This window comes from Pseudocitrobacter sp. 73, from assembly GCF_008369545.1.
Classification (GTDB): Bacteria; Pseudomonadota; Gammaproteobacteria; order Enterobacterales; family Enterobacteriaceae; genus Pseudocitrobacter; species Pseudocitrobacter vendiensis.
On the sequence record NZ_VTZO01000015.1, the window covers coordinates 259543 to 279530 of the forward strand.

Below are 19988 nucleotides of genomic sequence, written 5' to 3' on the forward strand. Positions count from 1 at the left end.
GATAACGTGAAAAAATTAACCGAAGCCGACGTGACCGCAGAGTCCGTCTTTATGATGCAGCGCCGCCAGGTGCTGAAGATGTTAGGAATCAGTACGGCTGCCATTGCGCTGCCTGCCCAGGCGGGCCTCAGCGACTGGTTTAAAGGTAACGATCGCCCGCCAGCGCCTTCCGGTAAACCGCTCGATTTCAGTAAACCCGCCGAATGGCAAAATAAACTCACCTTAACGCCGGAAGATAAAGTCACCGGTTACAACAACTTCTATGAATTCGGCCTCGATAAAGCCGACCCGGCTGCCAATGCCGGCAGTTTGCCGACCGATCCCTGGAAACTGACGATTGATGGCGAAGTGGCGAAGCCGCTAACGCTTGATCACGATGATCTCACCCGTCGCTTTCCACTGGAAGAGCGCATTTACCGGATGCGCTGCGTAGAGGCCTGGTCGATGGTCGTGCCGTGGGTGGGCTTTCCTTTACATAAACTGCTATCGCTGGTTGAGCCCACCAGTAATGCAAAATATGTCGCCTTCCAGACCCTATACGCCCCTGATGTGATGCCCGGACAAAAAGACCGATTTATTGGCGGCGGGCTGAAATATCCCTACGTTGAAGGGCTGCGCCTGGATGAAGCGATGCACCCGCTCACCATGTTGACCGTCGGCGTGTATGGCAAAGCGCTGCCGCCGCAAAATGGCGCGCCGGTTCGTCTCACTGTGCCGTGGAAATATGGCTTTAAGGGCATCAAATCGATTGTCTCTATAAAGCTCACCCGCGAACGTCCACCAACCACATGGAACCTCGCCGCAGCCAATGAATATGGCTTTTATGCCAACGTGAATCCGCACGTCGACCATCCGCGCTGGTCACAGGCGAGTGAACGCTTTATTGGTTCCGGTGGGATTCTGGATGTGAAACGTCAGCCGACGCTGCTGTTTAATGGCTATGCCGACCAGGTGGCCTCACTCTATCGTGGGCTGGATTTGCGGGAGAACTTTTAATGCGTTTAACCGTTACACACATTCGCTGGCTGAAACTTTGCCTGCATGTTGCGGCATTTTTGCCGTTTGTCTGGCTCTTTTGGGCCGCCTCTTCCGGGCAACTCAGCGCCGATCCGGCAAAAGATATCCAGCACTTCACCGGTAGGATGGCTCTGAAATTACTGTTGGCGACCTTGTTGATTTCCCCGCTGGCGCGCTACGCTAAACAGCCATTATTGATACGCACCCGCCGCCTGTTGGGGTTATGGTGTTTTGCATGGGCGACGTTGCACTTATGTAGCTATGCGCTTCTGGAACTCGGTATCAACAATCTGGCGCTACTGGGTCAGGAACTGGTTACGCGCCCTTATTTACTGCTGGGCTTCGCCAGTTGGCTGATTTTACTGGCGCTGGCGATAACATCGACCCAGTACATGCAGCGAAAACTGGGCCGCCGCTGGCAGTTATTGCACAACTTCGTCTATCTGGTGGCGATCCTCGCGCCGATTCATTATCTGTGGTCGGTAAAAATTTTATCGCCGCAGCCGCTGCTTTATGCCCTGTGCGCAGTCGCGCTTTTAGCATGGCGTTATAAGAAGTTCCGCCAGTGGTGGCGCTAGCTGCGAGATATGTGCGGTTTACCGCAAATTACTGAACTCCATCCTGACTTTACACGAATGCGGTTGATAATCTTCCCTGATAAGACCAGTATTTAGCTGCCAAATGCTACGAAATAGTTATAATGTGCGACTTCAGTTTTCCTGACAGGGGTTTTAAGCCCCTGAAAAGGTGACAATCGCGCATCGAAGGTATATTTTGTTTTTTACCGGAGAATTGCAGGAGATAGCAGCACAATGGCAGACAAGTTTCGCATTTTGCTTTTAAACGGCCCGAACCTTAACATGCTCGGCACCCGTGAACCCGAGAAGTACGGAACGCTGACGCTTGCGCAAATCGTTAACGGTTTACAGCGTGAAGCGGAAGCACTGAACGTTGAACTGGATCATCTGCAATCCAACGCGGAGTACGCACTCATCGACCGAATTCATCAGGCTAAAGACATTGTCGACTATATCCTGATTAATCCGGCCGCGTTTACGCACACAAGCGTTGCCCTTCGAGATGCACTGCTGGCGGTAAGTATCCCGTTTATCGAGATTCACCTCAGCAATGTGCATGCGCGCGAACCGTTTCGCCATCATTCGTATCTGTCTGATGTCTCCGCTGGCGTTATTTGCGGATTAGGCGCAGATGGTTATTCATACGCGTTACAGACGGCGGTAAAACGCCTGTCACAATCACACTAAACAAAGAGTACGGAACCCACTCATGGATATTCGTAAGATTAAAAAACTGATCGAGCTGGTCGAAGAGTCTGGCATTTCTGAACTGGAAATTTCTGAAGGCGAAGAGTCAGTACGCATCAGCCGCGCAACCGCGCCAGCCAGCTTCCCGGTCATGCAGCAGGCTTATGCCGCACCGGTCGCTCAGGCTCAGCCAGCGCCTGTTGCCGCTCCGGCAGCAGCATCAGAAGCCGCTCCGGCGAAAGCTGAAATCAGTGGTCACATCGTACGTTCCCCGATGGTTGGTACTTTCTACCGTACACCAGGCCCGGAAGCGAAAGCTTTCGTGGAAGTGGGTCAGAAAGTTAACGTGGGCGACACCCTGTGCATCGTAGAAGCGATGAAAATGATGAACCAGATCGAAGCTGATAAAGCGGGCGTAGTGAAAGCCGTTCTGGTCGAAAGCGGGCAACCGGTTGAATTTGACGAGCCGCTGGTCATCATCGAGTAACGAGGCGAAGATGCTGGATAAAATTGTCATCGCTAACCGCGGCGAGATCGCACTGCGTATTCTTCGTGCCTGTAAAGAACTGGGCATCAAGACCGTCGCTGTGCACTCCACCGCGGACCGCGATTTAAAACACGTATTGCTGGCGGATGAGACGGTCTGTATTGGCCCGGCTCCGTCCGTAAAAAGCTACCTGAATATCCCGGCGATCATCAGCGCAGCTGAGATCACTGGCGCAGTAGCTATTCACCCTGGATATGGTTTCCTCTCCGAGAACGCCAACTTTGCTGAGCAGGTTGAACGTTCTGGCTTTATCTTCATCGGCCCGAAAGCCGACACTATCCGCCTGATGGGCGATAAAGTGTCTGCAATCACCGCGATGAAAAAAGCAGGCGTACCGACCGTACCTGGCTCTGATGGCCCGCTGGGCGAAGATATGGATGTTAACCGTGCCCATGCGAAACGCATTGGTTATCCGGTTATTATCAAAGCCTCCGGCGGCGGCGGCGGTCGTGGTATGCGCGTTGTGCGCAACGACGCTGACCTGGCGCAGTCTATTGCCATGACGAAAGCTGAAGCCAAATCAGCGTTCAACAATGACATGGTATATATGGAAAAATACCTGGAAAACCCACGTCACGTGGAGATCCAGGTACTGGCTGATGGTCAGGGTAATGCCATCTATCTGGCTGAACGTGACTGCTCCATGCAGCGTCGTCACCAGAAAGTGGTTGAAGAAGCACCAGCACCGGGCATCACACCGGAACTGCGTCGCTACATCGGCGAACGTTGCGCCAAAGCGTGTGTGGATATCGGCTATCGCGGGGCGGGTACTTTCGAGTTCCTGTTCGAAAACGGCGAGTTCTATTTCATTGAAATGAACACCCGTATTCAGGTTGAACACCCGGTTACCGAAATGATCACCGGCGTTGACCTGATCAAAGAGCAGCTGCGCATCGCCGCAGGTCAACCGCTCTCTATCAAGCAGGACGAAGTGCAGGTTCGCGGCCATGCGGTAGAATGCCGTATCAACGCCGAAGATCCGGACACCTTCCTGCCGAGCCCGGGTAAAATCACGCGCTTCCACGCGCCGGGCGGTTTTGGCGTTCGTTGGGAATCGCATATCTACGCGGGCTACACGGTACCGCCGTACTATGACTCAATGATCGGCAAACTGATTTGCTACGGTGAAACCCGCGACGTTGCCATTTCCCGTATGAAAAACGCATTGCAGGAACTGATCATCGACGGTATCAAAACCAACGTTGATTTGCAGATCCGCATCATGAATGACGAGAACTTCCAGCACGGTGGCACTAACATCCACTACCTGGAGAAAAAACTCGGTCTTCAGGAAAAATAAGCCTGCGTTGATTGAAAAAGGCCGGATATTCCGGCCTTTTGTTTTTTCCCCTCCCGCTCACCCTCATGTACAATCCCCGCTTTCTTCATCCACAAGGGACAAAAAATGGACACACGTTTTGTTCAGGCCCATAAAGAGGCGCGCTGGGCGCTGTGGCTGACCCTTCTTTATCTTGCGGCGTGGTTAGTGGCTGCTTACTTACCTGATTCGGCGATCGGTGTTACCGGCCTGCCGCACTGGTTTGAGATGGCCTGCCTGCTGGTCCCGCTGATTTTTATTGTGCTGTGCTGGGCAATGGTGAAACTGATTTACCGCGATATTCCGCTGGAGGATGACGATGCAGCTTGAGGTAATTCTTCCGCTTGTCGCTTATCTGGTGGTGGTGTTTGGCCTGTCGGTTTATGCGATGCGCAAACGGACTACAGGTACATTCCTCAACGAGTACTTCCTCGGCAGCCGCTCGATGGGCGGAATTGTGCTGGCGATGACACTCACGGCTACCTATATCAGCGCCAGCTCGTTCATCGGCGGGCCTGGGGCCGCGTATAAATATGGTCTCGGCTGGGTTCTGCTGGCGATGATTCAGCTACCTGCTGTCTGGCTGTCGCTGGGGATTCTGGGCAAGAAATTCGCCATTCTGGCGCGACGTTATAATGCCGTCACGCTGAACGATATGCTGTTTGCGCGTTATCAGAGCCGCCTGCTGGTGTGGCTGGCAAGCCTGAGCCTGCTTATCGCATTTGTCGGCGCGATGACTGTACAGTTTATCGGCGGTGCGCGTCTGTTGGAAACGGCTGCAGGAATTCCTTACGAAACCGGCCTGCTGATTTTCGGTATCAGTATTGCGCTCTACACCGCTTTTGGCGGCTTCCGCGCCAGCGTACTCAACGATACGATGCAGGGGCTGGTGATGCTGGTTGGCACCATCGTGCTGTTGGTCGGTATCGTTCACGCGGCAGGCGGCTTGACCCATGCGGTTGAGACGCTGCAAACCATTGACCCGAAACTGGTCAGCCCGGAAGGCGCGGAAGATATCCTGTCGCCAACCTTTATGACTTCATTCTGGGTGCTGGTGTGTTTCGGGGTGATTGGCCTGCCGCACACGGCGGTGCGCTGCATCTCCTACAAAGACAGTAAAGCCGTGCACCGCGGGATTATCATCGGCACCATCGTTGTCGCCATCCTGATGTTCGGTATGCACCTGGCCGGCGCGTTGGGGCGTGCGGTGATCCCGGACTTAACCGTGCCGGATCTGGTTATCCCCACGCTGATGGTTAAAGTGCTGCCGCCGTTCGCCGCCGGGATCTTCCTTGCCGCACCGATGGCCGCCATAATGTCGACAATCAACGCCCAGTTACTGCAAAGTTCCGCTACGATCATTAAAGATCTCTACCTGAACCTGCGCCCGGAGCAGTTGCAAAACGAGCGACGCCTGAAGCGGATGTCGGCGGCGATTACCCTGATTCTGGGCGCACTGCTGCTGCTGGCGGCATGGCGTCCGCCAGAGATGATCATCTGGCTGAACCTGCTGGCCTTTGGCGGCCTGGAAGCCGTGTTCCTGTGGCCGCTGGTGCTGGGGCTTTACTGGGAACGCGCCAACGCCGCAGGCGCGCTGAGCGCGATGATCGCAGGCGGCGTGCTGTATGCCGTACTCGCGACGTTTAATATTCAGTACCTGGGCTTCCATCCGATTGTGCCTTCGTTACTGCTGAGTTTGCTGGCGTTTCTGGTCGGGAACCGTTTCGGTTCATCCGCACCACAAACTGTCGTACTGTCTACTGATAAATAAAGAGTTTTTGCCATGCCATGGATCCAACTGAAACTGAACACCAGCGGCGCGAACGCTGAGGACTTAAGCGATGCGCTGATGGAAACGGGCGCCGTCTCCATCACCTTCCAGGATACCCACGATACACCAGTGTTTGAGCCACTGCCGGGTGAAACCCGCCTGTGGGGCGATACGGACGTTATCGGCCTGTTCGACGCAGAAACCGACATGAAAGAGGTGGTTGCCGCCCTGGAACTTCATCCGCTACTGGGCGCCGGTTTTGCGCATAAAATCGAACAACTGGAAGATAAAGACTGGGAACGTGAGTGGATGGATAACTTCCACCCGATGCGTTTCGGCGAGCGTCTGTGGATTTGCCCAAGCTGGCGCGATGTGCCGGATGCCAACGCGGTGAACGTGATGCTTGACCCAGGCCTGGCGTTTGGTACCGGGACGCACCCGACAACCTCTCTGTGCTTGCAGTGGCTCGACGGGCTCGATCTGGCGGGCAAAACCGTTATCGATTTCGGCTGCGGCTCCGGCATTCTGGCTATCGCGGCGTTGAAGCTCGGCGCGGCAAAAGCCATCGGTATTGATATCGACCCGCAGGCGATTCAGGCCAGCCGCGATAACGCTGAACGTAACGGCGTCTCTGAGCGTCTGGAACTTTATCTGCCGCAGGACCAGCCAGACGCCATGAAAGCGGATGTGGTGGTCGCTAACATCCTTGCGGGCCCGTTACGTGAGCTGGCCCCGTTAATCAGCGTGCTGCCCGTTACAGGTGGTTTGCTGGGCCTTTCCGGTATTCTGGCGAGCCAGGCAGAAAGCGTATGCGAAGCTTATGCTGACCTCTTCGACCTCGACGCAGTGGTCGAGAAAGAAGAGTGGTGTCGGATCACCGGCCGCAAGAAGTAAGCCTTCAGGCGGCCTGTCCGGGCCGCCTGTTCCCCCTTGTTTCTGCTGGCAATGGCCATAAATGGGATCCAGATCGCACTATAGCCCCCTATTTTTGCTCATAAAAACAGCGTTTTGTGCCGTGAATACCCGATGAGAAGTAAGAAAAAACGAGAAGTTTTACCTTTTTATCGTTGCGCACAAAACATCCATCTCGAATTAATTTCATGATTCTTAAAGATATTTATTTTTTGACTATCCTTTGAGCTGCGATTCATTGATCTACAACATCTGATTGCTCAAAGTTTGGCCTTTCATCTCGTCCAAAAAATGCGTAATATACGCCGCCTTGCAGTCACAGTATGGTCATTTCTTAACTCATGCGCATCGGACACTATCAGCTCAGAAATCGCCTGATCGCAGCACCTATGGCTGGCATCACTGACAGACCATTCAGGACGCTGTGCTATGAGATGGGAGCAGGTTTAACCGTTTCCGAGATGATGTCATCTAACCCGCAGGTTTGGGAGAGTGATAAGTCTCGCTTACGGATGGTGCACGTTGATGAACCAGGCATCCGAACCGTGCAAATCGCCGGTAGCGATCCTGAAGAGATGGCATGGGCCGCACGCATTAATGTGGAAAGCGGCGCCCAAATTATTGATATCAATATGGGCTGTCCAGCAAAGAAAGTGAATCGCAAGCTCGCGGGCTCAGCCCTACTGCAGTATCCGGACCAGGTGCAGTCTATCCTGACCGCGGTCGTGAAGGCAGTGGACGTACCCGTAACACTCAAAATTCGCACTGGCTGGGCTCCTGAGCACCGTAACTGTGAAGAAATTGCCCAACTGGCTGAAGATTGTGGCATTCAGGCCCTGACGATTCACGGACGCACACGCGCCTGTTTGTTTAATGGTGAAGCTGAGTACGACAGTATTCGGGCAGTTAAGCAGAAAGTTTCCATTCCGGTTATCGCGAATGGCGACATTACTGACCCGCTTAAAGCCAGAGCTGTACTGGACTATACGGGGGCTGATGCCCTGATGATAGGCCGCGCAGCTCAGGGAAGACCCTGGATCTTTCGGGAAATCCAGCATTATCTGGACACTGGGGAGCTGCTGCCCCCTCTGCCTCTGGTAGAGGTTAAGCGCTTACTTTGCGCGCATGTTCGGGAGTTGCACGACTTTTATGGTCAGGCAAAAGGGTACCGAATTGCACGTAAACACGTCTCCTGGTATCTCCAGGAGCACGCTCCAGATGACCAGTTTCGGCGCACATTCAACGCCATTGAGGATGCCAGCGAACAGCTGGAGGCGTTGGAGGCATACTTCGAAAATTTTGCGTAATAGAAATAAAGAGCTGACAGAACTATGTTCGAACAACGCGTAAATTCTGACGTACTGACCGTTTCTACCGTTAACTCTCAGGATCAGGTAACTCAAAAGCCCCTGCGTGACTCGGTTAAACAGGCACTGAAGAACTATTTTGCTCAACTGAATGGTCAGGATGTTAATGATCTGTATGAGCTGGTACTGGCTGAAGTAGAACAGCCCCTGTTGGACATGGTGATGCAATACACCCGCGGTAACCAAACCCGTGCTGCTCTCATGATGGGGATCAACCGCGGTACGCTGCGTAAAAAACTGAAAAAATACGGCATGAACTAAGTTTCGTTTATGACGGATAAAAAGGCGCTACTCGGCATGGGGACGCGCCTTTTTTATTGTCTGTAAAACCCTTCTTCCTCGGCTTTCCTGAACCTCATTTTCGTGTATATTGCTGCCATTCACGTTACCAATACCAGGGTTGGCTCATGATTCGCAAATACGGTTGGCTTGTCGTTTTCGCGCTGTTTATGTTCTTCTTCGATGCGGTAGTGATGCAGTGGATAGAGCTGCTGGCAACGGAAACGGACAAGTGCAGAAACATGAACTCGGTCAATCCGTTAAAGCTGGTGAACTGCAGCGAACTGGAGTAAATCTGGCTGCGCGTAACATGCAGGATAATCGCTTACACGGATATTATCCTGCAATGCCCTCCGCCATAATGCATTCATCAAAATTATAATTACTTGCCAACATGCGTAGCGTATTATCCACCAGCGCGGGAGCTTGCGAGAATAAATCGTAATGCGACTGATTCATCAACCAGTTTTTAACAATCCCACTAAAGCAACCATGCAGAATAATTAATATCACGTCTAAGTCCAGACTGGGTGAGAGCTGCCCTTGCGCGATGGCTTGAATCAATAAGCTGCGCATCTGCGGATGGCTGAATCCAATCTTTTCACGAATATATTGCTCCGAAAGCATTTCTTCGTGAAATTCACATTTATGATACAAAATTTGCATTAATGCCCGCTGACGGGGATTAGTTGCAATATATTGCAATCCCAGTATCAGTTTTTCACGCATCAACCTTAATGGGTTATTCTGCCACTCTGCGGTAAGGTCAAAGGTGATCAGTTCTCCCAGTGCCGGCTGTTGTAGCCAGATTTCATTGAACAACTGTACTTTGTTCTCAAAGTGCCAGTAGATAGCGCCACGTGTGACCTGGGCAGCATCGGCGATATCGTTCAGCGTGGTATTGGTCACGCCACGCGCAGCAAACTGCGCGATCGCCGTTTCGAGCAGAAGCTGACGAGTTTTAAGCGCCTCTGCTTTTGTTTTTTTCGCCATGGCGTAACCCTGCATAGAAGAAAAGATGAATATGGCAATAATGACACTATTTTATCTTTAATTCATCCTGAAGCATTAAAAACCGTCGAGATAACACACATAACCATAGCAAATAAAATAATATAATTACATTCATCATAAATATATAATTTCAGCCATCGGCATTACGTTATATTTAGAAACACGACGCCAATAAAAGATACACTTATCTTATCTCTACTTTATGTTTGCGTGCCTTTCGAAGGGTGAATAAATAACTATTACTTACATAGCCACCTTATTATTTGTAGGATAGCAAACTATTTATTTTCTCGATCTCTGTTTTCTCTATTACCCCGCAACGGTAAATAGCGAGCTTCAGTTTATAAGGAACTGCAATGACGAAATACGCCAGGTTTTCACTCCTGCCCACCTTCATCATCCTTTCGGCTACGTTACTTGCCGGTTGTAACGATCAGGGTGATACGCAAGCCCATCCGCAGCAATCGCAGGTTACCGTGCACATTGTGAAAACGGCGCCGTTGGCGGTGACCACTGAACTGCCAGGCCGCACATCTGCCTTCCGCATCGCCCAGGTCCGCCCACAGGTCAGCGGTATCATCCTGCAACGGCACTTCACGGAAGGCAGCGACGTTGAAGCGGGGCAATCGCTGTACCAGATTGACCCGGCAACCTATCAGGCCGATTACGACAGTGCGAAAGCCGAACTGGGGAAAAGTGAAGCTGCCGCGCAGATTGCCCACCTGACGATGAAACGCTATGTGCCGCTGGTGGGGACCAAATACATCAGCCAGCAAGAGTATGACCAGGCCATTGCCGACGCGCGTCAGGCGGATGCGGTAGTCGTTGCCGCCAAAGCGTCGGTTGAGAGCGCGCGTATCAATCTGGCTTATACCAAAGTCACGTCACCCATCAGCGGACGTATTGGTAAATCCAATGTGACGGAAGGCGCACTGGTGACAAATGGGCAAACCACCGAACTGGCAACCGTACAACAGTTAGACCCTATCTATGTCGACGTAACACAGTCCAGCAGCGACTTTATGCGCCTGAAACAGTCCGTCGAGCAGGGTAATCTGCAAAAAGAGAATACTGCCAGCAACGTGGAACTGCTGATGGAGAATGGCCAGCCTTATCCCCTAAAAGGCACCCTGCAGTTCTCTGACGTCACCGTCGATGAAAGCACCGGTTCTATTACTCTGCGCGCCGTCTTCCCGAATCCGCAGCATACATTGCTGCCCGGAATGTTTGTGCGCGCCCGCATCGATGAAGGTGTGCAGCCAGATGCCATGCTGGTGCCGCAACAGGGCGTCACACGCACGCCACGCGGTGATGCCACCGTGATGGTGGTGAACAATGACAGCACCGTCGAGACCCGTAACGTAACAGCCACTCAGGCCATTGGCGACCAATGGTTGATTAGCGACGGGCTGAAGACGGGCGACAAGGTAATTGTCAGCGGTTTACAGAAAGTGCATCCCGGCGCGAAGGTTACCGCCGTTAGCGATGAATCAACCCCGCCTGCGGCGCAGTAAGGTATCCCTACGAAATGGCTAACTTTTTTATTAAGCGTCCAATTTTCGCCTGGGTGTTGGCTATCATTCTGATGATGGCTGGCGTGCTGGCGATTTTACAGCTGCCGGTTGCGCAGTATCCCACTATCGCGCCACCAGCAGTCTCTGTTTCCGCTAACTATCCGGGCGCAGATGCGCAGACGGTACAGGATACGGTGACGCAGGTTATCGAGCAGAACATGAACGGTATCGATAACCTGATGTACATGTCGTCCACCAGCGACTCCGCCGGGAGCGTGACGATAACCCTCACCTTCCAGTCAGGTACCGATCCGGATATCGCACAGGTTCAGGTGCAGAATAAACTTCAGCTCGCCACGCCGCTGCTGCCGCAGGAAGTGCAGCAGCAAGGGATCAGCGTCGAAAAATCGAGCAGCAGCTTCCTCATGGTGGCCGGTTTTGTCTCCGATAACCCCGCCACCACGCAGGATGATATTTCTGACTATGTGGCCTCTAATATTAAAGACTCCATTAGTCGCCTTAACGGCGTGGGCGATGTACAGCTGTTCGGCGCACAATACGCCATGCGTATCTGGCTGGATGCCAACCTTCTGAATAAATATCGCCTTACCCCGGTTGATGTCATCAACCAGCTAAAGGTACAGAACGATCAGATTGCCGCCGGTCAGCTTGGCGGCACGCCTGCGCTTCCGGGGCAACAACTTAACGCTTCCATCATTGCGCAAACGCGTCTGAAAGATCCGGTTGAGTTCGGGAACGTTACACTGCGCGTGAATACTGACGGCTCCGTGGTGCACCTGAAAGATGTCGCACGCATTGAGCTGGGTGGTGAGAACTACAACGTGGTGGCACGGATTAACGGCAATCCGGCTTCGGGCCTGGGAATCAAGCTGGCGACGGGCGCCAACGCCCTTGATACCGCAAAAGCCATTAAAGAGAAGCTGGCAGAACTGCAACCTTTCTTCCCGCAGGGGATGAAAGTGGTTTATCCGTACGACACAACACCGTTTGTGAAAATTTCCATCAATGAGGTGGTGAAAACCCTTTTCGAAGCGATCGTGTTGGTCTTCCTTGTAATGTATCTGTTTTTACAGAATTTACGCGCGACGCTTATCCCGACGATCGCGGTCCCGGTCGTACTTCTGGGAACATTCGCCATTCTGTCCGCCTTCGGTTACTCCATTAATACCCTGACGATGTTTGGGATGGTGCTCGCCATAGGCCTGCTGGTCGATGATGCCATCGTAGTGGTGGAGAACGTCGAGCGCGTAATGGCTGAAGAACATCTGCCGCCAAGGGAAGCGACAGAAAAATCGATGTCGCAAATTCAGGGTGCGCTGGTCGGGATTGCGATGGTGCTGTCGGCAGTGTTTATTCCGATGGCCTTCTTTGGCGGATCTACCGGGGCGATTTATCGACAATTCTCTATCACCATCGTGTCGGCGATGGCGCTATCGGTATTGGTTGCGTTAATCCTCACGCCGGCACTGTGCGCTACCCTCTTAAAACCGATGTCGCCAGAGCAGCATGCCCCTAAAGGCGGTTTCTTTGGCTGGTTTAACAATCTGTTCGAACGGAGCGTAGGGCATTACACCGACAGCGTGAGCCGGATTCTGGGTTCAACCGGGCGTTATCTGCTGATCTTTGTTCTGATTGTTGCCGGGATGGTGATCCTGGCATTGCGTCTTCCGTCCTCGTTCCTTCCGGACGAGGATCAAGGCGTATTTATGACCATCGTTCAGCTTCCCGCGGGGGCGACGCAGGAACGCACGCAAAAAGTGCTCGACCAGGTGACGCATTATTACCTGAATAATGAAAAAGCGGATGTCGAAAGCGTGTTTACCGTTAACGGATTCAGCTTTAGCGGTCAGGCGCAAAACGCAGGGATGGCGTTTGTCAGCCTGAAACCGTGGGAGCAGCGTGAAGGAAAAGAGTCGAAGGTTACCGCCATTTTGAGCCGCGCCAATGCGGCATTTGAAAAGATTACCGATGGCTTTGTACGGGGCTTTAACATGCCGCCCATTCTGGAGCTGGGTACGGCCACCGGTTTTGACTTCGAACTCATCGACCAGGGCGGGCTGGGCCATCAGGCGTTAACCGCGGCACGTAACGAACTGCTGGGCAAAGCCATGCAGCATCCTGATGTTCTGGAAGGTGTCCGACCCAACGGGCTGGAAGATACGGTACAGTTTAAGCTCGATGTCGATCAGGAAAAGGCACAGGCATTGGGTGTATCGCTCTCAGATATCAACGAGACTATTTCGGCCTCGCTGGGCGGCGCTTACGTTAACGACTTTATCGACCGTGGTCGCGTGAAAAAGGTTTACGTGCAGGCGGATGCGAAGTTCCGCATGCTGCCGGAAGATATTAATAATCTTTACGTGCGCAGTGCGAGTGGCGAAATGGTGCCGTTCTCCACCTTCAGCTCAGCACGCTGGACTCACGGCTCACCGCGTCTGGAACGCTATAACGGGCTACCTTCAATGGAAATTCAGGGCGAATCCGCTCCGGGTAAAAGTACCGGTGAAGCGATGGCGCTGATGGAGCATTTGGCGTCGACGCTGCCAGTGGGCATTGGTTACGACTGGACCGGGATGTCCTATCAGGAGCGACTGTCAGGCAACCAGGCACCTGCCCTGATCGGCATCTCTTTCGTTATCGTCTTCCTCTGCCTGGCAGCGCTCTACGAGAGCTGGTCGATTCCATTCTCCGTGATGCTGGTTGTACCGCTGGGGATCGTCGGCGTGTTGTTAGCTGCTACGCTCTTTGGCCAGAAAAATGACGTCTACTTTATGGTTGGCCTACTCACCACCATTGGTCTATCGGCCAAGAACGCCATTCTGATCGTGGAGTTTGCCAAAGATTTGATGGAGAAAGAGGGCAAAGGCATCATAGAAGCAACGTTGATGTCAGTACGAATGCGTCTGCGTCCCATCCTGATGACATCGCTGGCGTTTATCCTCGGCGTATTACCGCTGGCAATCAGCAACGGCGCCGGGAGCGGCGCGCAGAATGCGGTGGGTATTGGCGTGATGGGCGGGATGGTTTCCGCGACATTGTTAGCCATCTTCTTCGTCCCCGTCTTCTTTGTGGTGATTCGTCGTCGCTTCAAAGGCAAAGGCGAGTAAGACTGAAACATAATGGCGTCTTCGGACGCTTTTTTTATGGAGTCTGAAGGCTATAATAATTAATAAGATAGTGATTCGTTCTTTCTTAAAACCAATTTATAAAATTCTTCTCCCTTCATTATTTTTACAATTCACATGAATTGACATTATTCCACACGATGGTCTTTATATCGCCAGTGATAAAATAGCCTCGAGCTCGTTAATAAGGAATTCAACTTATTAAGCGAAGGCGTGATTATTGAGGTAACACCATGAAAAGATTAATTTCTGTCGCACTGCTTACCGCGCTGCTGGCAGGTTGTGCTCACGATTCTCCCTGCGTACCGGTCTATGATGACCAGGGCCGCCTGGTTCATACCAATACCTGCATGAAAGGCACCACTCAGGATAACTGGGAGACTGCCGGCGCCGTCGCGGTGGGGACTGCCGCCGTGGCGGGTCTGACGATGGGGATCATCGCCCTGTCCAAATAATGCTTTCCGCGCGCGGCCCTGACCGCGCGTTTGCCTTTCTGTGGTGCAATTTTATAAACGCCATCCGCTGTATAAATAAATACATATAGAAGTTAATCACATCCTGTTGTCTTAAATATTGCTGCGTTGCAATTATTCGTGTTGCTTTTCACATATTCAATTCATCCTACAGTTTGCTTATATTCACGGCCAAAACTGTTAGCGAACTGTTGCCGTTAAAAAGAAAATATTTTGCGCCAAAATGTGGCTTACGTTGTAATTTCGCACTGTTTCGGGGCGCTGATTTTATTTTTTCCTGTCTACACTCAGACATATTGCGCTGTCACTCGCTCGCGCAAACCTGGCACTACGTTTGCTTAGTTAAAAAGTAGAGCCATCACGACAGACAGGTTCAGGCGTTTCCCAAACGTCACTTATAACGATAATTTCTCGCCACACAGGATGCATTATGAAAAAGATAATGATAGCCAGCCTCGCCGCTGCCGGCGCGCTGTTTGCAGTTGTGAATCAGGCACATGCAGGTACCACATTTGATGCAGTTAAGAAAAAGGGGTTCGTCCAGTGTGGGATAAGTGACGGCTTGCCCGGTTTCTCTTACGCCGATGCTGATGGCAAATTTAGCGGTATCGACGTAGATGTCTGTCGCGGCGTCGCCGCTGCCGTCTTTGGTGATGCCAGCAAAGTAAAATATACCCCTCTCACTGCCAAAGAGCGCTTCACTGCACTGCAATCGGGTGAAGTCGATCTACTCTCCCGTAATACCACCTGGACCTCCTCGCGCGATGCTGGCATGGGGATGTCGTTCACCGGCGTCACCTATTACGACGGTATTGGCTTCCTGACCCATAACAAGGCCGACCTGAAAAGTGCGAAAGAGCTGGATGGCGCGACGGTTTGTATTCAGGCAGGCACAGATACGGAACTGAACGTGGCGGACTACTTCAAAGCAAATAACATGAAGTATACGCCGGTGACCTTCGACCGCTCTGACGAATCGGCCAAAGCGCTGGAGTCAGGCCGCTGCGATACGCTGGCCTCTGACCAGTCTCAACTGTATGCCCTGCGTATCAAGTTGGGTAACCCGGCGGAGTGGATTGTACTGCCTGAGGTTATCTCAAAAGAGCCGCTCGGGCCGGTAGTACGCCGTGGCGATGACGAATGGTTCTCCGTCGTTCGCTGGACGCTTTTCGCCATGCTGAACGCCGAAGAGATGGGTATCAACTCGAAGAATGTGGACGAGAAAGCCGCCAGCCCTGCCACGCCGGATATGGCGCACCTGTTAGGCAAAGAGGGTGATTACGGGAAAGATCTTAAGCTCGATAACAAATGGGCTTACAACATTGTGAAACAGGTCGGCAACTACGGCGAGATCTTCGAGCGCAATGTCGGATCGGAAAGCCCGCTGAAGATCAAACGCGGGCAAAACAACCTCTGGAACAATGGCGGGATTCAGTACGCTCCGCCAGTACGCTAAGCACGGCAGTAACGGGCGCTGCGCTGCGGCGCCCACATTTTCGTTCTGGTTCTGAGGTTTTTTATGCGCCATCGTCACCCAACCGTAAAGGGAGCCCTCTCCTTTTCTAATCCCACGGTTCGTGCCTGGCTGTTTCAAATTATCGCCGTAGTGACGCTTGTCGCTATCGCCATCTATTTGATACACAACACGATTACCAACCTGAATAACCGCGGTATCACCTCAGGCTTCGCTTTTCTCGATCGCAGCGCCGGGTTTGGTATCGTCCAGCACCTGATTGATTATCAGCAGGGAGATACCTATGGCCGGGTGTTTCTGGTCGGACTGCTGAACACACTGCTGGTTTCCGCCCTCTGTATTGTTTTCGCCTCGATACTCGGCTTTTTCCTTGGCCTGGCCCGCTTATCAGATAACTGGCTGCTGCGTAAACTCTCTACGATTTACATCGAGACGTTCCGTAATATTCCCCCGCTGCTGCAAATTTTTTTCTGGTACTTTGCCGTACTGCGCAACCTGCCGGGGCCGCGTCAGGCGGTTAACGCCTTTGACCTGCTGTTTCTCAGCAATCGTGGGCTGTATATTCCTGCACCGCAGTTAGGGGAAGGGCTGCTGGCATTTCTGGCAGCCATGATTGTCGCTATTGCCATCTCTATCGGGCTGTATCGCTATAACACATTACGACAGATCAAAACGGGCCAGCTCCGCCGTACCTGGCCTGCTGCGCTGGCGCTCATTATTGGCTTACCGTTTCTGGCTCACGTGCTTTTTGGCGCGGCATTACACTGGGATGTGCCGGAACTGCGGGGGTTTAATTTCCGCGGTGGCATGGCGCTTATCCCTGAACTGGCGGCGCTCACCCTGGCGCTCTCTGTGTATACGTCGGCGTTTATCGCGGAAATTATTCGTGCGGGTATTCAGGCGGTGCCTTATGGTCAGCATGAAGCGGCGCGTTCACTGGGGCTGCCGAATCCGATCACGCTGCGCCAGGTGATCATCCCACAGGCGCTGCGGGTTATCATTCCGCCGCTCACCAGCCAGTATCTGAACATTGTGAAGAACTCCTCTTTAGCGGCAGCGATTGGTTATCCGGATATGGTGTCACTGTTTGCCGGAACGGTACTCAACCAGACTGGACAGGCGATTGAAACCATCGCCATTACCATGTCGGTTTACCTGATTATCAGCCTGACGATCTCCCTGCTGATGAACCTCTATAACCGCCGCATCGCCCTGGTCGAGCGTTAAGGAGCCATGATGACAAAAGCACTGTTATCGCATCCGGTCCCGCCCACGCCAGCTTCATCCTGGCGACCGCTGGTCTGGATACGTAAAAACCTGTTCTCCAGTTGGCTGAATAGCTTGCTCACCCTGTTCTGCCTGTGGCTGATGTGGCAGTTAATTCCGCCACTGCTGAACTGGGCATTTTTGCAGGCCAACTGGATTGGCACGACACGCGCCGATTGTACGAAAGCCGGGGCGTGCTGGGTCTTTATCCACCAACGTTTTGGCCAGTTTATGTATGGCCTCTATCCGCACGATCAGCGCTGGCGAATTAATCTGGCACTGCTGATTGGCCTGTTCTCCATAGCGCTGATGTTCTGGCGCAACATGCCACAGCGCGGGCGCTACATTGCTGGTTGGGCGGTTATCTATCCGCTAATTGTTTGGGGCCTGCTGTACGGTGGAATTTTTGGGCTGGATCGCGTCGAGACGCGCCAGTGGGGCGGGCTGACACTGACGCTGATTATCGCCTCTGTTGGCATCGCGGGGGCACTCCCACTCGGGATCCTCCTTGCGTTAGGCCGGCGCTCGACGATGCCAGTGGTGCGTATTCTGTCGGTAATTTTTATCGAGTTCTGGCGCGGCGTGCCGCTTATTACGGTTCTGTTTATGTCTTCGGTCATGCTGCCGCTCTTTATGGCGGAAGGCACCAGTATCGATAAGCTGATTCGCGCGTTGGTCGGTGTGATCCTGTTCCAGTCAGCCTACGTCGCGGAAGTGGTACGCGGCGGACTTCAGGCGCTGCCAAAGGGTCAATATGAAGCCGCGGAGTCGCTGGCGCTGGGCTACTGGAGGATGCAGGGACTGGTTATTCTTCCACAGGCGCTGAAACTGGTGATTCCAGGTCTGGTGAACACCATCATTGCGTTGTTTAAGGATACCAGCCTGGTAATCATCATCGGCCTGTTTGATCTCTTCAGCAGCGTACAACAAGCAACCGTCGATCCCACCTGGCTGGGAATGTCGACCGAAGGATATGTCTTCGCTGCACTGATCTACTGGATCTTATGTTTTAGCATGTCGCGCTATAGCCAGTACCTGGAAAAGCGCTTCCACACCGGGCGTACACCGCACTGAGGAATCTATGAGCCAAATTTTGATGCAACCCGCCGACGCGATGATTACGCTGGAAAATGTGAATAAATGGTACGGGCAATTTCATGTTTTAAAAGACATTAATCTTAAAGTGAGGCCGGGTGAGCGTATTGTATTATGTGGGCCTTCGGGCTCAGGAAAATCAACAACCATCCGCTGTATCAACCACCTTGAGGAACATCAGCAGGGGCGAATTATTGTCGATGGGATCGAGCTAAACGACGATCTGCGTAATATCGAGAAAGTACGTCAGGAAGTGGGCATGGTGTTCCAGCACTTTAATTTATTCCCGCATCTGACCGTTCTGCAAAACTGTACGCTGGCCCCCATTTGGGTGCATAAAATGCCAAAGAAAGAGGCAGAAGCGCTGGCGATGCATTACCTTGAGCGCGTGAGGATTGCCGAGCATGCACATAAGTTTCCCGGGCAAATTTCCGGCGGGCAGCAGCAGCGTGTCGCGATTGCCCGTTCTCTGTGCATGAAACCCAAGATTATGCTGTTTGATGAACCGACATCGGCGCTCGATCCGGAGATGGTTAAAGAGGTGCTGGATACGATGATTGGACTGGCGCAGTCGGGTATGACGATGCTGTGTGTCACGCATGAGATGGGTTTCGCGCGTACCGTCGCTGATCGGGTGATATTTATGGATCGCGGAGAGATTGTCGAGCAGGCCGCGCCAGAGGAGTTTTTTGCACATCCGAAATCCGAGCGTACACGCGCATTTTTATCGCAGGTAATCCATTAATTGCTATCCCGTTTTTTCGCACCAATGCAAAAAGGCCATCCTTTCGGATGGCCTTCTGCTTTATTAATTATTGAGCCAACAAATTCCCTGGTGGCGCTACACTTACCAGGTCTACACAGTTCAGGTTCGCACCGTACCCGTAGGCCGGATAAGGCGAAGCCGCCATCCGGCATTTTTTTCGCTCCAATGCAAAAAGGCCATCCTTCCGGATGGCCTTCTGCTTTATTTGATGTCTGGCAGTTCCCTACTCTCGCATGGGGAGACCCCACACTACCATCGGCGCTACGGCGTTTCACTTCTGAGTTCGGCATGGGGTCAGGTGGGACCACCGCGCTACTGCCGCCAGACAAATTCTTTTCTAATCTGCCGAACTTTAACCGAAAAAGTGGTGCTGATACCCAGAGTCGAACTGGGGACCTCACCCTTACCAAGGGTGCGCTCTACCAACTGAGCCATATCAGCACGCTAAATTTAATGCCTGGCAGTTTATGAATCACTTCGTGATTCACCCTTTGGGCCGTTGCTTTGCAACGTTCAAAAGCTTTCGCTTTTGTCCTACTCTCTTATCGAGTAGTGAACTGCCTCAGAGGTCAGTGCCATACTTCTTAATTTGATGCCTGGCAGTTCCCTACTCTCGCATGGGGAGGCCCCACACTACCATCGGCGCTACGGCGTTTCACTTCTGAGTTCGGCATGGGGTCAGGTGGGACCACCGCGCTAGTGCCGCCAGGCAAATTCTGTTGTATTAACCCGCTTACGCCGGTTAATTTAATCTGTTATCAAGC

The 19988-nt window shown here is 52.6% G+C and carries 19 protein-coding genes, 1 tRNA gene and 2 rRNA genes; 18 read left to right on the forward strand and 4 right to left on the reverse strand.

Annotated elements, in window-relative coordinates; translation table 11 throughout:
* Positions 1 to 6 precede the first annotated feature (6 nt).
* The 11 genes from msrP to F0Q32_RS17300 all read left to right on the forward strand — a co-directional run bounded on the left by msrP (position 7) and on the right by F0Q32_RS17300 (position 8769).
* Positions 7 to 996, forward strand: a complete 990-nt coding sequence (msrP, locus tag F0Q32_RS17250; protein ID WP_149464038.1) for a protein-methionine-sulfoxide reductase catalytic subunit MsrP — start codon at positions 7 to 9, stop codon at positions 994 to 996.
* Positions 996 to 1595: a protein-methionine-sulfoxide reductase heme-binding subunit MsrQ gene (msrQ, locus tag F0Q32_RS17255; RefSeq protein ID WP_149464039.1), complete on the forward strand. Its 600-nt coding sequence runs from the start codon at positions 996 to 998 to the stop codon at positions 1593 to 1595. The genes msrP and msrQ overlap by 1 nt, the downstream gene beginning before the upstream one ends.
* A 234-nt stretch (positions 1596 to 1829) precedes the next feature.
* A complete protein-coding gene (aroQ, locus tag F0Q32_RS17260) occupies positions 1830 to 2282 on the forward strand; it encodes a type II 3-dehydroquinate dehydratase (RefSeq protein ID WP_149464040.1) in 453 nt (150 codons plus the stop codon).
* Positions 2283 to 2304: 22 nt separating this feature from the next.
* Positions 2305 to 2769 carry an acetyl-CoA carboxylase biotin carboxyl carrier protein gene (gene accB, locus F0Q32_RS17265; protein ID WP_149464041.1) on the forward strand — a complete coding sequence of 155 codons (465 nt, stop codon included), beginning with the start codon at positions 2305 to 2307 and terminating at the stop codon, positions 2767 to 2769.
* Between the two features lie 10 nt (positions 2770 to 2779).
* Positions 2780 to 4129, forward strand: coding sequence for an acetyl-CoA carboxylase biotin carboxylase subunit (gene accC / locus F0Q32_RS17270; protein ID WP_149464042.1), 1350 nt, complete (start codon positions 2780 to 2782; stop codon positions 4127 to 4129).
* Between the two features lie 105 nt (positions 4130 to 4234).
* Positions 4235 to 4477 carry a YhdT family protein gene (locus F0Q32_RS17275; RefSeq protein ID WP_149464043.1) on the forward strand — a complete coding sequence of 81 codons (243 nt, stop codon included), beginning with the start codon at positions 4235 to 4237 and terminating at the stop codon, positions 4475 to 4477.
* Positions 4467 to 5918: a sodium/pantothenate symporter gene (panF, locus tag F0Q32_RS17280; RefSeq protein ID WP_149464044.1), complete on the forward strand. Its 1452-nt coding sequence runs from the start codon at positions 4467 to 4469 to the stop codon at positions 5916 to 5918. Before F0Q32_RS17275 ends, panF begins: the two co-directional genes overlap by 11 nt.
* Before the next feature lie 12 nt (positions 5919 to 5930).
* The gene (prmA, locus tag F0Q32_RS17285; RefSeq protein WP_015962773.1) at positions 5931 to 6812 is read left to right on the forward strand and encodes a 50S ribosomal protein L11 methyltransferase; all 882 of its coding nucleotides are present in this window, start codon (positions 5931 to 5933) and stop codon (positions 6810 to 6812) included.
* Between the two features lie 359 nt (positions 6813 to 7171).
* Positions 7172 to 8137: a tRNA dihydrouridine synthase DusB gene (gene dusB / locus F0Q32_RS17290; protein ID WP_149464045.1), complete on the forward strand. Its 966-nt coding sequence runs from the start codon at positions 7172 to 7174 to the stop codon at positions 8135 to 8137.
* Between the two features lie 24 nt (positions 8138 to 8161).
* Positions 8162 to 8458, forward strand: coding sequence for a DNA-binding transcriptional regulator Fis (gene fis, locus F0Q32_RS17295; RefSeq protein ID WP_000462905.1), 297 nt, complete (start codon positions 8162 to 8164; stop codon positions 8456 to 8458).
* A gap of 146 nt (positions 8459 to 8604) precedes the next feature.
* Positions 8605 to 8769, forward strand: a complete 165-nt coding sequence (locus F0Q32_RS17300; protein ID WP_149464046.1) for a DUF2556 family protein — start codon at positions 8605 to 8607, stop codon at positions 8767 to 8769.
* 43 nt (positions 8770 to 8812) lie between these two features.
* Here F0Q32_RS17300 and envR read toward each other — a convergent pair whose 3' ends face one another.
* Entirely contained in the window at positions 8813 to 9469 is a 657-nt protein-coding gene (gene envR, locus F0Q32_RS17305) for an acrEF/envCD operon transcriptional regulator (RefSeq protein ID WP_149464047.1), read from the reverse strand.
* Between the two features lie 377 nt (positions 9470 to 9846).
* Here envR and F0Q32_RS17310 point away from each other — a divergent pair, with 377 nt between their 5' ends.
* From F0Q32_RS17310 to F0Q32_RS17340, 7 genes are all read left to right on the forward strand, one after another.
* A complete protein-coding gene (locus F0Q32_RS17310) occupies positions 9847 to 11004 on the forward strand; it encodes an efflux RND transporter periplasmic adaptor subunit (protein ID WP_149464048.1) in 1158 nt (385 codons plus the stop codon).
* 14 nt (positions 11005 to 11018) lie between these two features.
* Positions 11019 to 14132, forward strand: a complete 3114-nt coding sequence (locus F0Q32_RS17315; protein ID WP_149464049.1) for an efflux RND transporter permease subunit — start codon at positions 11019 to 11021, stop codon at positions 14130 to 14132.
* 251 nt (positions 14133 to 14383) lie between these two features.
* On the forward strand, positions 14384 to 14605 hold the full coding sequence (locus F0Q32_RS17320) for a lipoprotein (RefSeq protein WP_015962767.1): 222 nt from the start codon (positions 14384 to 14386) through the stop codon (positions 14603 to 14605).
* A gap of 448 nt (positions 14606 to 15053) precedes the next feature.
* Positions 15054 to 16079 carry an amino acid ABC transporter substrate-binding protein gene (locus tag F0Q32_RS17325; RefSeq protein WP_015962766.1) on the forward strand — a complete coding sequence of 342 codons (1026 nt, stop codon included), beginning with the start codon at positions 15054 to 15056 and terminating at the stop codon, positions 16077 to 16079.
* A gap of 63 nt (positions 16080 to 16142) precedes the next feature.
* Positions 16143 to 17324, forward strand: coding sequence for an amino acid ABC transporter permease (locus tag F0Q32_RS17330; protein ID WP_149464050.1), 1182 nt, complete (start codon positions 16143 to 16145; stop codon positions 17322 to 17324).
* Between the two features lie 9 nt (positions 17325 to 17333).
* Positions 17334 to 18437, forward strand: a complete 1104-nt coding sequence (locus F0Q32_RS17335) for an amino acid ABC transporter permease (protein ID WP_149464051.1) — start codon at positions 17334 to 17336, stop codon at positions 18435 to 18437.
* A 7-nt stretch (positions 18438 to 18444) separates the two neighbouring features.
* Positions 18445 to 19203: an amino acid ABC transporter ATP-binding protein gene (locus F0Q32_RS17340; protein WP_149464052.1), complete on the forward strand. Its 759-nt coding sequence runs from the start codon at positions 18445 to 18447 to the stop codon at positions 19201 to 19203.
* Between the two features lie 231 nt (positions 19204 to 19434).
* Here F0Q32_RS17340 and rrf (F0Q32_RS17345) read toward each other — a convergent pair.
* The 3 genes from rrf (F0Q32_RS17345) to rrf (F0Q32_RS17355) all read right to left on the reverse strand — a co-directional run bounded on the left by rrf (F0Q32_RS17345) (position 19435) and on the right by rrf (F0Q32_RS17355) (position 19934).
* A 5S ribosomal RNA gene (gene rrf / locus F0Q32_RS17345) occupies positions 19435 to 19550 on the reverse strand.
* Between the two features lie 39 nt (positions 19551 to 19589).
* A tRNA-Thr gene (locus tag F0Q32_RS17350) sits at positions 19590 to 19665 on the reverse strand.
* Between the two features lie 153 nt (positions 19666 to 19818).
* Positions 19819 to 19934 (reverse strand): 5S ribosomal RNA (gene rrf, locus F0Q32_RS17355).
* Between the last annotated feature and the right edge of the window lie 54 nt (positions 19935 to 19988).